General features: G+C 70.3%; 14 protein-coding genes and 2 pseudogenes. 10 read left to right on the top strand and 6 right to left on the bottom strand.

What is annotated here, in order from left to right:
- Positions 1 to 104 precede the first annotated feature (104 nt).
- Entirely contained in the window at positions 105 to 1,307 is a 1,203-nt protein-coding gene (locus ACFYOP_RS11445; protein ID WP_356892680.1) for an acetyl-CoA C-acetyltransferase, read from the top strand.
- A 24-nt stretch (positions 1,308 to 1,331) separates the two neighbouring features.
- Positions 1,332 to 2,288, top strand: coding sequence for a methylmalonyl Co-A mutase-associated GTPase MeaB (gene meaB, locus ACFYOP_RS11440; protein WP_356892682.1), 957 nt, complete (start codon positions 1,332 to 1,334; stop codon positions 2,286 to 2,288).
- 509 nt (positions 2,289 to 2,797) lie between these two features.
- On the opposite strand, the gene ACFYOP_RS11435 is transcribed toward meaB, so the two are convergent.
- Entirely contained in the window at positions 2,798 to 3,274 is a 477-nt protein-coding gene (locus ACFYOP_RS11435) for a MarR family transcriptional regulator (protein ID WP_356892684.1), read from the bottom strand.
- A gap of 124 nt (positions 3,275 to 3,398) precedes the next feature.
- Positions 3,399 to 4,181, bottom strand: a complete 783-nt coding sequence (locus ACFYOP_RS11430; protein WP_356892686.1) for an AIM24 family protein — start codon at positions 4,179 to 4,181, stop codon at positions 3,399 to 3,401.
- 243 nt (positions 4,182 to 4,424) lie between these two features.
- On the opposite strand from ACFYOP_RS11430, the gene ACFYOP_RS11425 reads away from it, so the two are divergent.
- Positions 4,425 to 5,645, top strand: coding sequence for a transposase (locus ACFYOP_RS11425; protein WP_356892688.1), 1,221 nt, complete (start codon positions 4,425 to 4,427; stop codon positions 5,643 to 5,645).
- Between the two features lie 35 nt (positions 5,646 to 5,680).
- Here ACFYOP_RS11425 and ACFYOP_RS11420 read toward each other — a convergent pair whose 3' ends face one another.
- Both ACFYOP_RS11420 and ACFYOP_RS11415 read right to left on the bottom strand, forming a co-directional pair.
- Positions 5,681 to 6,364 (bottom strand): AIM24 family protein, encoded by a 684-nt coding sequence (locus tag ACFYOP_RS11420; protein WP_356892690.1) that lies wholly within the window; start codon positions 6,362 to 6,364, stop codon positions 5,681 to 5,683.
- Entirely contained in the window at positions 6,364 to 6,996 is a 633-nt protein-coding gene (locus tag ACFYOP_RS11415) for an AIM24 family protein (RefSeq protein ID WP_356892951.1), read from the bottom strand. Before ACFYOP_RS11415 ends, ACFYOP_RS11420 begins: the two co-directional genes overlap by 1 nt.
- A gap of 168 nt (positions 6,997 to 7,164) precedes the next feature.
- Between ACFYOP_RS11415 and ACFYOP_RS11410 the strand changes: the two genes are divergently transcribed.
- Positions 7,165 to 7,509, top strand: a complete 345-nt coding sequence (locus tag ACFYOP_RS11410) for a DUF3817 domain-containing protein (RefSeq protein ID WP_356892692.1) — start codon at positions 7,165 to 7,167, stop codon at positions 7,507 to 7,509.
- Positions 7,506 to 7,799: an MTH1187 family thiamine-binding protein gene (locus ACFYOP_RS11405; RefSeq protein ID WP_356892694.1), complete on the top strand. Its 294-nt coding sequence runs from the start codon at positions 7,506 to 7,508 to the stop codon at positions 7,797 to 7,799. Before ACFYOP_RS11410 ends, ACFYOP_RS11405 begins: the two co-directional genes overlap by 4 nt.
- A 59-nt stretch (positions 7,800 to 7,858) precedes the next feature.
- Here the strand turns inward: ACFYOP_RS11405 and ACFYOP_RS11400 are convergent.
- Positions 7,859 to 7,993 (bottom strand): annotated as a pseudogene (locus ACFYOP_RS11400) (transcriptional regulator); the annotation flags it as partial.
- On the opposite strand from ACFYOP_RS11400, the pseudogene ACFYOP_RS11395 reads away from it, so the two are divergent.
- From ACFYOP_RS11395 to ACFYOP_RS11380, 4 genes and pseudogenes are all read left to right on the top strand, one after another.
- Positions 7,992 to 8,264: pseudogene (locus ACFYOP_RS11395) on the top strand (MFS transporter); the annotation flags it as partial. The pseudogenes ACFYOP_RS11400 and ACFYOP_RS11395 sit on opposite strands and share 2 nt — an antisense overlap.
- A gap of 10 nt (positions 8,265 to 8,274) precedes the next feature.
- On the top strand, positions 8,275 to 8,784 hold the full coding sequence (locus tag ACFYOP_RS11390; protein WP_356892696.1) for a MarR family transcriptional regulator: 510 nt from the start codon (positions 8,275 to 8,277) through the stop codon (positions 8,782 to 8,784).
- Between the two features lie 66 nt (positions 8,785 to 8,850).
- Positions 8,851 to 9,180 carry a DUF3817 domain-containing protein gene (locus tag ACFYOP_RS11385; RefSeq protein ID WP_356892698.1) on the top strand — a complete coding sequence of 110 codons (330 nt, stop codon included), beginning with the start codon at positions 8,851 to 8,853 and terminating at the stop codon, positions 9,178 to 9,180.
- Between the two features lie 79 nt (positions 9,181 to 9,259).
- Complete coding sequence (locus tag ACFYOP_RS11380; RefSeq protein WP_356892700.1) at positions 9,260 to 10,960, top strand: methylmalonyl-CoA mutase family protein; 1,701 nt, start codon at positions 9,260 to 9,262, stop codon at positions 10,958 to 10,960.
- Between the two features lie 33 nt (positions 10,961 to 10,993).
- Here ACFYOP_RS11380 and ACFYOP_RS11375 read toward each other — a convergent pair whose 3' ends face one another.
- Complete coding sequence (locus ACFYOP_RS11375; RefSeq protein ID WP_388451315.1) at positions 10,994 to 11,629, bottom strand: TetR/AcrR family transcriptional regulator; 636 nt, start codon at positions 11,627 to 11,629, stop codon at positions 10,994 to 10,996.
- Between the two features lie 204 nt (positions 11,630 to 11,833).
- On the opposite strand from ACFYOP_RS11375, the gene ACFYOP_RS11370 reads away from it, so the two are divergent.
- Positions 11,834 to 12,802, top strand: coding sequence for a tetratricopeptide repeat protein (locus ACFYOP_RS11370; RefSeq protein ID WP_356892704.1), 969 nt, complete (start codon positions 11,834 to 11,836; stop codon positions 12,800 to 12,802).
- Positions 12,803 to 13,514 lie beyond the last annotated feature (712 nt).

The raw sequence follows: 13,514 nt of genomic DNA, 5'->3' as shown, positions 1-13,514 counted from the left end.
CGCGCCGTCACACCGGTCGGCCGGTGACCCGGAGCAGTACCGCTCAGTACATTTGAGTAAACCCTCGTTCACTCCTCAGCCTCGGCTGAAAGGGGATCGTCCTCATGTCAGGAACGACCGGCACCACCTCCGTGATCGTCGCGGGAGCCCGTACTCCCATGGGCCGTCTGCTCGGCTCCCTCAAGTCCTTCTCCGGTGCCGACCTCGGCGGCTTCGCCATCAAGGCCGCGCTCGACCGGGCGGGCATCGGCGGCGATCAGGTGCAGTATGTGATCATGGGCCAGGTGCTCCAGGCGGGCGCGGGCCAGATCCCGGCACGCCAGGCCGCCGTCAAGGCGGGCATCCCGATGAACGTCCCCGCTCTCACCGTCAACAAGGTGTGCCTGTCGGGCCTCGACGCCATCGCCCTCGCCGACCAGCTGATCCGTGCCGGCGAGTTCGACATCGTCGTCGCCGGCGGCCAGGAGTCCATGACCAACGCGCCGCATCTGCTGCCGAAGTCCCGGGAGGGCTACAAGTACGGCGCGATCGAGATGCTCGACTCGATGGCGCACGACGGCCTGACCGACTCCTTCGAGAACGTCGCCATGGGCGAGTCCACGGAGAAGCACAACACCCGCCTCGGCATCCCCCGCGACGTCCAGGACGAGATCGCCGCGCTCTCCCACCAGCGGGCCGCCGCCGCGCAGAAGAACGGCCTCTTCGAGGCGGAGATCACGCCCGTCGAGATCCCGCAGCGCAAGGGCGACCCGATCCTCTTCGCCAAGGACGAGGGCATCCGCGCCGAGACGACCGCCGAGTCGCTCGGCAGGCTGCGCCCCGCGTTCGCCAAGGACGGCACCATCACCGCCGGCACGTCCTCGCAGATCTCCGACGGCGCCGCGGCCGTCGTCGTGATGAGCAAGGCCAAGGCCGAGGAGCTGGGCCTCGAGTGGATCGCCGAGATCGGCGCCCACGGCAATGTGGCCGGTCCGGACAACTCGCTGCAGTCCCAGCCGTCCAACGCCATCCGGCACGCGCTGAAGAAGGAGAACCTGGACGTCTCCGACCTCGACCTCATCGAGGTCAACGAGGCGTTCGCGGCCGTCGCCCACCAGTCAATGAAGGACCTCGGCGTCACACCGGAAAAGGTGAACGTGAACGGCGGCGCGATCGCGCTCGGCCACCCCATCGGCATGTCCGGCGCGCGCGTGGTGCTCCACCTCGCGCTGGAGCTGAAGCGGCGCGGCGGCGGCGTCGGCGCGGCGGCGCTGTGCGGCGGCGGCGGTCAGGGCGACGCGCTGATCGTCCGCGTCCCGGCCAAGTAGTCCTACAGAAAACGGAGCAGCACGATGGTGGACGTCCCCGAACTCGTCGCCCAGGCACGTGAGGGCAGGCCACGGGCCGTGGCCCGGCTGATCTCACTCGTCGAGGGGGCGTCCCCGCAGCTCCGGGAGGTCATGGCGACGCTGGCGCCGCTGACCGGAGGCGCGTACGTGGTCGGCCTGACGGGCTCGCCCGGCGTCGGCAAGTCCACCTCCACCTCCGCGCTCGTCTCCGCCTACCGCAAGGCCGGGAAGCGGGTCGGCGTCCTGGCCGTCGACCCGTCCTCGCCCTTCTCGGGCGGGGCGCTGCTCGGCGACCGCGTCCGGATGTCGGACCACGCGTCCGACCCGGGCGTCTACATCCGCTCCATGGCCACCCGCGGCCACCTGGGCGGCCTGGCCTGGTCCGCGCCGCAGGCCATCCGCGTCCTCGACGCGGCCGGCTGCGACGTGATCCTCGTCGAGACGGTCGGCGTCGGCCAGTCCGAGGTGGAGATCGCCTCCCAGGCCGACACATCCGTCGTGCTCCTCGCGCCGGGCATGGGCGACGGCATCCAGGCCGCGAAGGCGGGCATCCTGGAGATCGGCGACGTGTACGTCGTGAACAAGGCCGACCGGGACGGTGCGGACGCGACGGCCCGCGAGCTCAACCACATGCTCGGCCTCGGCGAGGCCCGCGGCCCGGGCGACTGGCGTCCACCGATCGTGAAGACGGTCGCCGCGCGGGGCGAGGGCATCGACGAGGTCGTCGAGGCGCTGGAGAAGCACCGGGCGTGGATGGAGGAGCACGGCGTCCTCGCCGAGCGCCGTGCGCGGCGGGCGGCGACGGAGGTCGAGACGATCGCGGTCACAGCCCTGCGGGAGCGCATCGGCGACCTGCACGGCGACCGCCGCCTGGGTGCGCTGGCGGAGCGCATCGTCGCGGGCGAGCTGGACCCGTACCGGGCGGCGGACGAGCTGGTGGCGGGGCTGACGGAGTCGTAGGCGGGGGTCCGCTGCGCGGGGCGTGGTCCCCTGCCCCCTCTTCCCGCTGTACCGGATGTGCGGCTCCTGTACCGGATGTGCGGCTCCGCCGTGTGGCGGGGCAAGCCCCGGGCCCGGTGACCGCCCTGCGGGCGGGCGGGCCGGGCTCCACCCGGGCCCGGTGCCGCGCTCCGCGCGGTGGCCTCACTCTCCCCCTACGGCATGGCGGCCGTCGGAGGTACCCCGCGACATCAGCCTCGCCGGCGTTTGAGGCGCGGGGGTGCGGGGGCGGAGCCCCGGAACGCCGCGCGGAGCGCGGTCCACGCCCCGGCCCCGGCAGCATCAGCCACGCTGGGGGCACTCCCCTACGCCTGGCGGCGTGGGAGGTACCCGCCCACGGCCGCCAGGCGTAGGCGAGATCGAGGCGCGGGGTTCGGGTCGAGCCCCGACAAGACCGTCGTGCCACGCCCCGTCGGCGTTCGGGGCGCACGGGCAGGGGGCCGACGCCCCCGTACGTCCGGCCCGGTCGGCTAGAGCTTGCCGCGGCGGCCACGGAGGTGGTCGGCGACCGGGGTCAGGGACTCCCGCAGGTCGGCCAGGGCCTCCGGCGACAGCAGGTCGATGAAGTGCCTGCGTACCGACGCCACATGGTGCGGCGCGACCTTCTGCATCGTCGCCACGCCCTCGTCGGTGAGCACCGCGTACAGCCCGCGCCGGTCCGACTCGCAGTTCGCGCGCCGTACGAGGCCGGCGTTCTCCATGCGGGTGACCTGGTGCGAGAGGCGGCTCTTGGACTGGAGCGTGGCCGCCGCGAGGTCGCTCATCCGCATCCGCCGGTCAGGGGACTCGGAGAGGTTGACCAGGATCTCGTAGTCGTTGATGGTCAGGCCGAACGGCTGGAGGTCCTTCTCGAGCTGGTGCATCAACAGTTTGTTGACTTCCAGATGCGTGCGCCATGTGCGCTGCTCGTCATCGGTCAGCCAGCGAGTGGCCGTCTCGGTCTCCATGTATGGATTCTACCTAAGAAGTTGAAAAGCGGACGAAGTCAGGGGCTGTGACGTCTGGCACCCCGTACGCCCTGGGGGTGTACGGGGGCGCAGACGTTCGACGTCACACTCCGCAGACTACCGCTCACAGCCCGAAGCGACGCTGGAGGTCCCCCAGCTGGCCGGGAAGGCGTGGTTGCGCACCGGGCCGTCCGCCCGCACCGCCCGCCCCGTGGCCGCCCGGAACGCCCGGCTCCGCACCGACCCGGCCGGTCGGCTGCTCGGGCATCAGCGCCTCGCTGGACTGCAGCAGCACCGTCCCCGCGCCGGCGAACTCGAACTGGTGCTCCTCGCCCGACGCCCCGCCGATCCCGGTCAGCGCCCGCACCCCGCCCATGACCCCGGTCATATAGCCGTGGTCGTAGTGGTGGCAGGGCGACGGGCAGTCCGCCCAGCCCACCAGGGCCTGCGGATCCACCCGGATCGGCGGCTCCATGAAGACCACCGGCCCGTTCGACGCGGCCACGAACTTGCCCGTGCCGATCAGCGTCAGGAACCCCGGCACGATCGACTGCTTCAGCGCCAGCGACGGCTGGTACGCCAGCAGATTGCCGGACCGGATGGTCAGGTTGCCGTCGTCGAGGTCGAAGGAGTTCACGTCGAACGCCCGGTCCGCCAGCAGCATCTTGCCGCTGCCCTCGGCCACCACCCAGTCGCTCGCGTGCAGCGGCGAGTGGAACGACGTCCGCAGCAGCCGGTCGAGACGGCCGTGGCCGATTCCGTTGAAGTCGATCCGCCCGTAGTAGGCGATCATCTTGCCCTTCTGCAGGAACCACTGGGAGCCCTTGAGCTCCACGCAGAAGGTGTACGAGTTGACGTTGTCGTCGCTCGGCAGCGTCATCGGGTCGTAAATCACCGGGGTGTTCACCTGTTTCTTGCGAGGAGGCTCTGGCGTTTACGCCGGGGAGGAATCGCATCCGGTTCAGGGCGCGGAGTGCCCGTAGTGCTGGCGGTGTCGCCGTGGTGATGCGAATGTGTGTGCCTGTGGTCGCTGGTCGGGGTGGTGGGTGGTGGGTGGGGGATCAGGGGGCGTTTGTGCGGCTGTCGTACGTATGGTCCTTCGAAGGGTTTGGGACGGCATTGTGTCCCGGCCGGGCCTTGAGGGAGCTAGATGGCGCAGGGGGCGGCGGGTGCGGGGGCCGGGCATGCCCGGTGTACGTACCGGTTGCGTGTGTCGTCCGCTGCCCGCACCGCCCTGGTGACGGAGTGGGGTCGATGTCGCTGGGTGTGGAACGAGTGTGTTGCCAAGTCCAGGGCTGTACACCTGCACAACAAGGCCACCGGCCGGAAGGCGACGTGCGGCCCGGCTCAGCTTGACAGGATGCTGACCGAGGCCCGTGCCCGTACTCCGTGGCTGCGTGAGGGCTCGTCGGTTCCCCAGCAGCAGACCACCCGTGACTTCGGCCGCTCCCGTGCCAAGGCGCACAAGGACATCAAAGAGCGTCTGCCCATGGCGCGCCGGGCGGGGATGCCCAGGTACAAGAAGAAGCGTGAGGCACTGCCGACGCTCAACTACACCAAGCGCGGGTTCCGGCTGAAGGACAGCCGGCTGCACCTGGCGGGCGGCATCGTCGTGGCGGTGGTGTGGTCGCGGGAACTGCCGGCCGAGCCGTCCTCGGTGCGCGTGTACCAGGACGGCCTCGGGCATTGGTACTGCTCGTTCGTCGTCCCCGCCCACATCCAGCCGCTGCCGCGGACCGGCCGCGCGCTCGGCGTCGACTGGGGCGTGAAGGAGACCGCGACCACCACGTCCGACGCGTACGACCTGCCGCACGCCGGGCATGGCAGGAAGGCCCGGGCGGAGCTGGCCCGGTATGACCGGATGATGGCCCGCCGCAGGCCGAAGAAGGGCCGCCCCGGGTCGAAGGGCCACCGTGAGGCGAAGCGGCTGCGGGCCAAGGCGTACAAGAAGGTAGCGAGGCAGCGTGAGGACACCGGCCGCAAGTGGGCCAGGAAAGTGGTCCGTGACCATGACGCCATCGCCGTGGAGGACTTCCGTCCGAAGTTTCTCGCCAAGAGCACCATGGCCCGCAAGGCCGCTGACGCCGCCATCGGCGCCACCAAGGCCGCTCTGATCACGATGCGCCGCAAGCACGGGCGGGACATCCGCCTCGTACACCCCGCGCACACCACGATGGACTGCGCGCGCTGCGATGCGAGAGCCAAGCACGCACTGCCGCTGGGTGAGCGCACCTACATCTGCATCGCGTGCGGAACCGTGTCCCCACGGGACAAGAACTCCGCACGCGTCATGCTCGTCCGGGCTGGTCTCAACCCGGCTGGTGCCGATGGCGCAAGACCTCCTGGAGCGCAGCTCCAGGAGGCGGCCTGAGCCAGGAATCCCCTTCCCCTCAGGGAGGGGAGGATTCAAAGTCTCTCCTCCGACGCCTGGACGTACACCGCACCGCTGCCGCTCAGCTCGAGCTGGAACGCCTCGCCCGAGCCGCGCCCCACCATGTCGCGCCAGCCGAGCGCCGTGGAGAGCTTGTTCCGTACGTCGCCGTGGTGCGCGACGTACGCCTGCGGGTCCACGTGCACCGGCCGCTGGGGCGTGATCGCCAGCTCGACGACACCGCCGTGGGCCATCACCGCGACCGCGCCGTGCCCCTGGAGGGTCGTGGTGAACAGGCCCTGGCCCGTCACCTGCCCGCGCACCATGCCCATGACCCCGCCCTCGGAGCCCATGAACATCGTGCCCTCGTGGAGGGTGCCGTCGAAGGCGAGCAGCCGGTCGGCCTCCACGTAGAGGGTGTCGCCCGACAGCTGTATGACCTGGATGTGGTGGCCGCCGTGTCCGAACAACACGGTGCCGTATGGGGTCTCCCCAGGGCCGCCGGGCCCGAGGGGAACCTCGACGGTCATCAGTGGTGTCGCCTCGTTCGCCACCCGGCGGCCGATCATCGACGACAGACCGCCCTGGCCGCCGGTCAGGTTCGGGGTGAAGGTGACGTCGCCCTTGTAGGCGAGCATCGCGCCGCGCTGGCTGAACATCTTCTGGCCGGGCATCACGGTCGCCTCGACCATCCTGGAGTTGATCTCGCGGAACGGCATCAGACGTCGCCTCCGAGGGTGTTGCGCTCGCTGGGCTGCACGTAGACCAGCCCGTCGCCCTCGAACCGGATCTGGAACGCCTCGCCGCCGCCCTCGCCGAGGAAGGTGCGGAACGTCACACCGGACTGGAAGTCCTGTCGCAGACTGCCCTGGTGGGCGATGTACGCGCCGGGGTCGACGGAGAGCGGGTACTGCGGCGTCACCCGGAGCACCACGGCCGTGCCGTCGGACATGATCGCCACCTGGCCGGTGCCCTCGACGGTGGTCGTGAACAGGCCGTTGCCGCTCGCGCCGCCGCGCAGCCCCGTGAACGTCGTGCCGGTGCGCAGCGCGCCGTCGGTGCACAGGAGGTTGCTCGACTCGACGTAGAGCGTGTCGCCGTGCAGCTGCACCAGGTTGATCTCGCTCGCCCGGTCGGCGAAGTAGCAGGTGCCCTGCCCCTTCACCTCCATCATGGTCATCTGCTCGCCGGTGAGCCGGCGGGTGACCATGCCGCGGATTCCCTCACCGCCCCCGGTCATCTTCTTGAAGGCCATCTGGCCGTCGTACGCGACCATCGACCCGTTCTTCGCCTTGACGGTGTCGCCGGCCAGGTCGACCGCGAGCACCTTGCTCTCTTGGAGCCGGAACATTGCCACGGACCGACGTTATCGGGTCACAACGGCGCAGGGCAGGGGCCCGGAGGAGGATCCCGACCCTGACAAAGAGTTCGTAAAGTGGGCTGCCACAATGGTCCGAAGTTTGTGCATGCATTCACAAGATCCATGCCGCCGACCCTCCATCCCCAACGAAGGTGAACCGTGGACATCAAGACCGCCGCCTCCCTCCACCGCCTGCGCCTGGTCTCCGCACCGGAGGCCGTCTCGTTCCTCCTGCTGCTCGTCTGCTCGGTGCTCAAGCGCACCACGGACTTCAACGCGGTCCCGGTGATGGGCGCGGTCCACGGCCTGCTCTTCGTCCTGTACGTGCTCTTCTGGCTGGACGCCTGGAACCGCACCAAGTGGGACCTGAAGACCGCGGCGCTCTACTTCGTCCTCTCCGTCCTGCCCTTCGGCGGCTTCTTCGCCGACCGCAGGCTCAGGCGCGAGGCCGACGACGCGGTCGCCGCCTCCCGCGCCCGCCGCGAGGACGCGGTCGAGGCATGATCGTCGCCTTCTCCGTCACGCCCCTGGGGGTGGGCGAGGACGTGGGGGAGTACGTCGCCGACGCGGTCCGCGTCGTGCGCGAGTCGGGGCTGCCCAACCGCACGGACGCGATGTTCACCTCGATCGAGGGCGACTGGGACGAGGTGATGGACGTGGTGAGGCGCGCGGTCGCCGCCGTCGAGGCCCGGGCGCCGCGCGTCTCCCTCGTCCTCAAGGCAGACGTCCGGCCCGGCGTCACCGACGGTCTCACCTCGAAGGTCGACACCGTCGAGCGGCACCTCTCCGCCTGACCGCCGCCGCCGAGCCCCCGGACCCGCACGCACTGCGGGCCCGGGGGCTTTCCCATGGGTCAGGACCCGCCCGGCTGCGGTCCCGCGAGGGCCATGCCCAGCGGCGTCCGCTCGTACAGCGCCTGGTGTCCGTAACGGCGCGAGGCCGGCAGGCCCGCCCGCAGCACCGACAGATGCGCGGACACGGACGAGGCGGTCCCCGAGGAGCTGCGCGGCCGGGCGATGACGCTGCTGACGGCCGGGCTGATGACGGTCCAGGGCGTCGGGATGGCGCCGGCGGGTCTGGCCGCGGAGTTCTGGCCGGTGCACGGCGTCGTCACCGGGGCGGGAGTGCTGGGCACCCTCTGCTCGCTGGTGCTCGTCGTCCAGGCGCGCCGGGTCGGTCAGTCCGGTAGGACCGTCGGATCAGAGGATGGAACGACCGAGGCGCGAGACGGGGCTGACCACCATGTGACCAGTCGGTAAGGTCGGTGCCGTGCCGAAGCCGCTCAGTCTTCCCTTCGATCCCATCGCCCGCGCCGACGAGCTCTGGCAGCAGCGCTGGGGGCCCGTGCCCTCCATGGCGGCGATCACCTCCATCATGCGCGCCCACCAGATCCTGCTCGCCGAGGTCGACGCCGTGGTCAAGCCGTACGGGCTGACCTTCGCCCGCTACGAGGCGCTGGTGCTGCTCACCTTCTCCAAGGCGGGCGAGCTGCCGATGTCCAAGATCGGCGAGCGGCTGATGGTGCACCCCACCTCCGTGACGAACACGGTCGACCGGCTCGTGCGCTCCGGCCTGGTCGACAAGCGCCCCAACCCGAACGACGGCCGCGGCACGCTCGCCTCGATCACGGACAAGGGCCGCGAGGTCGTGGAGGCGGCCACCCGCGACCTGATGGCCATGGACTTCGGCCTGGGCGCGTACGACGCGGAGGAGTGCGCGGAGATCTTCGCGATGCTGCGCCCGCTGCGGGTCGCGGCGGCGGACTTCGAAGAGAAGTAGCCGGCGGATTCCGAGGGGCGGTGCCCGGGCGAAGATCGCCCCTTGCGCCCGGTTACGCTCGAAGCCATGAAAGCGAATGTGCTGACCCGCTACCGGGTGATGGCCTACATCACCGCCGTGTGGCTCCTCGTGTTCACCGGCGCGATCGTCCTGAAGTACGGGTTCGACACCGGCGACACCATGCTGATCTCGCAGATCCACGGTGTGCTCTTCATCATCTACGTGATCTTCGCCTTCGACCTCGGCTCCAAGGCGAAGTGGCCGTTCGGCAAGCTGCTGTGGGTGCTGGCCGCGGGCTGCATCCCGTTCGCCTCGTTCTTCGTCGAGCCGAAGGTGACGCGCGAGGCGCGGGCCCTGATCGCCGGCGAGCCGGCCGCCGCGGCGGCGGGGGCGTAGCAGCCGGGAAAGAGCGCCGCGAGAGGCTCGCGGCGCTTTGCCATCGACATTTACTAGGACGTCCTAGTAAATTTGAGGTATGGACGCTGACGCGATCGAGGAAGGCCGCCGACGCTGGCAGGCCCGTTACGACAAGGCCCGCAAGCGGGACGCAGACTTCACCACCCTCTCCGGGGACGAGGTCGAGCCCGTCTACGGCCCCCGCCCCGGGGACACGTACGACGGATTCGAGCGCATCGGCTGGCCCGGTGAGTACCCCTTCACCCGCGGGCTGCACCCCACCGGCTACCGCGGCCGCACCTGGACCATCCGGCAGTTCGCCGGCTTCGGCAACGCCGAGCAGACCAACGAGCGCTACAAGATGATCCTCGCCGCCGGCGGCGGCGGGCTCTCCGTCGCCTTCGACATGCCCACCCTCATGGGCCGCGACTCCGACGAGCCACGCTCCCTCGGCGAGGTCGGCCACTGCGGTGTGGCCATCGACTCGGCCGCCGACATGGAGCTCCTGTTCAAGGACATCCCGCTCGGCGACGTGACGACGTCGATGACGATCTCCGGACCGGCGGTCCCGGTCTTCTGCATGTACCTGGTCGCCGCGGAGCGCCAGGGCGTCGACCCCGGCGTGCTCAACGGCACGCTGCAGACCGACATCTTCAAGGAGTACATCGCGCAGAAGGAGTGGCTCTTCCAGCCCGAGCCGCACCTGCGCCTCATCGGCGACCTGATGGAGCACTGCGCGCAGGGCATCCCCGCGTACAAGCCCCTGTCGGTCTCCGGCTACCACATTCGCGAGGCCGGTGCGACGGCCGCGCAGGAGCTCGCGTACACCCTCGCGGACGGCTTCGGGTACGTGGAGCTGGGCCTGTCCCGCGGCCTGGACGTCGACACCTTCGCGCCCGGCCTGTCCTTCTTCTTCGACGCGCACCTCGACTTCTTCGAGGAGATCGCCAAGTTCCGTGCCGCACGGCGGATCTGGGCGCGCTGGATGAAGGAGGTGTACGGCGCGCAGACCGACAAGGCGCAGTGGCTGCGCTTCCACACCCAGACCGCCGGTGTCTCCCTCACCGCCCAGCAGCCGTACAACAACGTCGTCCGCACGGCGGTCGAGGCGCTGTCCGCGGTCCTCGGCGGCACCAACTCGCTGCACACCAACGCCCTCGACGAGACCCTCGCCCTCCCCAGCGAGCAGGCCGCCGAAATCGCGCTGCGCACCCAGCAGGTGCTGATGGAGGAGACCGGCGTCGCCAACGTCGCCGACCCGCTGGGCGGTTCCTGGTACGTCGAGCAGCTCACCGACCGCATCGAGGCCGACGCGGAGAAGATCTTCGACCAGATCCGCGAGCGCGGCCGCCGGGCGCACCCCGACGGGCAGCACCCGATCGGTCCGATCACCTCGGGCATTCTGCGCGGCATCGAGGACGGCTGGTTCACCGGCGAGATCGCCGAATCGGCCTTCCGCTACCAGCAGTCCCTCGAGAAGGGTGACAAGAAGGTCGTCGGCGTCAACACCGCCACCGGCTCGGTCACCGGCGACCTGGAGATCCTCCGGGTCAGCCACGAGGTCGAGCGGGAGCAGGTGCGGGTGCTGGCCGAGCGCAAGGCGGCCCGCGACGACGCGCTCGTGCAGTCCTCGCTCCGGGCCATGCTCGCCGCCGCCCGCGACGGCTCGAACATGATCGGCCCGATGCTGGACGCCGTACGGGCGGAGGCCACGCTGGGCGAGATCTGCGGCGTGCTGCGCGACGAGTGGGGCGTCTACACGGAGCCGCCCGGCTTCTGAGCCGGCCCGGCGGACCGGCTGCTTCACTCGCGCTCAGCCGGTCAGGGAGCCCAGCCCCGACACCAGCAGGCCGGTGAAGCGGCGGGCCCACTCCTCGTCCACCGGCTCCGCGCTCACCAGCGCCCGGTGGACGACGGCGCCCGCCACCACGTCGAAGATCAGGTCCGTGTTGCGGGCTGCCGCCTCGGGATCGTCCTCGTAGGGCAGCTCGCCGCGGGCCTGAGCGCGTTCCCGGCCCTCGAGGACGAGGCGCTTCTGCCGCTCGACGATCGCCGTGCGGATACGTCCGCGCAGCGCCTCGTCCGTCGTCGACTCGGCGATGACGCCCATCAGCGCCGTCTTGGTCTCCGGCTGCCCGAGCAGATCCGCGAACTGCAGGACGACGCCCTCGACATCCGCGGCGAGGCTGCCGCAGTCCGGGAGTTCGAGCTCGTCGAAGAGGACCGCGACGGCGTCGACGACCAGTTCGTTCTTGTTCGCCCAGCGGCGGTACAGGGTGGTCTTGGCGACCCCCGCCCGCGTGGCCACGTTCCCCATGGTCAGTCTCGACCAGCCCAGTTCGACGAGGGAGGCGCGGGTCGCCTCCAGGATCGCGGCGTCGGCCTCGGCGCTTCGGGGGCGTCCGGTACGACCCGTACGTGCGGGTTCGGGGCAGGTGCTGCTGGACATGCCCGTGACCATACCGGTCGGTAACGAGAAAGTCGGCTGTGAGGCAGCTCACCGGAAAAGCTCTCACACCGCCAACCGCGCGCCGATACGCTACGGCTCGTAGCGAAAGCCGTAACCGGCTCGACGCGACAGCCACGAGGCGCTGAGGTGGGGACCAGGCGCCGTCTTTTTCACATGGGCGCGCGGAAGGGGGAGGATGTACGCATGCAGCCTAGGAACATGTCCATGAGCGGCGTCGTCGACCTCGCCGCGGTGAAGGCGGCCAATGAGGCCAAGACCAAGGCGGAGCAGGCGAGGGCCGAATCCGCCCGTCAGGGGGGCGGCGGTGCCGTGTCCCCCGCCGCCCTGGTGATCGACACCGACGAGGCGAACTTCGAGCGTGACGTCCTCCAGCGCTCCACCGAGGTCCCGGTCGTCATCGACTTCTGGGCCGAGTGGTGCGAGCCGTGCAAGCAGCTCGGCCCGCTGCTGGAGCGCCTCGCCACGGAGTACAACGGCCGTTTCGTCCTCGCCAAGGTCGACGTCGACGCCAACCAGATGCTGATGCAGCAGTTCGGTATCCAGGGCATCCCCGCGGTGTTCGCGGTGGTGGCCGGCCAGGCGCTGCCCCTCTTCCAGGGTGCGGCCCCCGAGGCCCAGATCCGCCAGACGCTGGACCAGCTCGTGCAGGTGGCCGAGGAGCGCTTCGGCCTGACCGGTGTCGCGGTCGACGCGGCCGGTTCGGACGAGGTGGCCGAGGCCCCGGTGCCGGCCGGCCCGTACGACGCGCTGCTGGAAGCGGCGGTGCAGGCACTGGACGCAGGCGACTTCGGTGGCGCGATCCAGGCGTACAGGAACGTGCTCTCGGACGATCCGGGCAACACGGAGGCCAAGCTCGGCCTCGCGCAGGCCGAACTGCTGGGCCGCGTCAAGGACATGGACCCGGCCCAGGTCCGCCAGGACGCGGCCGGCGATCCCTCCGACGCCGCCGCGCAGATCGCCGCGGCCGACCTGGATCTCGTCGGCGGTCATGTGGAGGACGCCTTCGGCCGGCTCGTCGAGGCGGTGCGGCGCACTGCGGGCGACGAGCGTGACGCGGCGCGGGTGCGGCTGCTGGAACTCTTCGAGGTGGTCGGCCCCGACGACCCGCGGGTGACCGCGGCGCGGCAGGCGCTGGCGCGGGTGCTCTTCTGAGGTCGGGTCGGGGCGGCGCCGGGGGGATCCTGTGGAGTCCCTGATGTTTCACCGGACGCTCAGGGGCGTTTTGTTGACGCTTCATTGACAGCCGTTATGACAAGGGTGTCCTGAGGATGCCGTTCTGACGGATTTGTGGCGGTGGCGCTGACGAGGCGTCACCGCCGCTTTGGCGACACAGTGACACATCGCGGCCCGCCTTTGCCAAAACTTGGCAAACGCCCGGCCGGGTTACTCGGAGTACAGCAAACCCCGAGGTCTGTCCGTAAATCGCCGCCTATCGACCTGTCTGGGTACGGCCCGGGCGGCACCGTGCGTGCTCGCGCGACATCGCGCGGTCGTGGCGGGGTTATCGCGCCATTACTGCCCAGTAACGAACCCCCTTGTGCCGTGGCCTGGAATGGACAACGATCGGCGACGCTCGGTCCAATACCGCACCAGCCCGGCTTCCAGCCGTGCCGCGGCCCCTTGGGTCCCCACCGGGCCGGCCGGTGGCAGTGGCACCGGTCGCGGACAGGGGGGTTCCTGCCACAGGAACGGCAGGGCCTGTCCGATCAGGTTGTGCGTGACGAGTCAGGCGCGACCAGTGGTTGTCGCTCGGGGGTGATCGCCGGTGTCTTTCGGACGCACATCGTGCCCGGGAGAGCGGGCGCTCTCCTTCCCGAGGACGTAGCACTTCTCCCATCCCAGGACGGGCCCACGCCCGGACCGG

This window comes from Streptomyces sp. NPDC006294, assembly GCF_042870895.1.
GTDB lineage: Bacteria > Actinomycetota > Actinomycetes > Streptomycetales > Streptomycetaceae > Streptomyces.
Note: the sequence above shows the minus strand (reverse complement) of the source record. Positions and strands in the feature narration are given on the sequence as shown.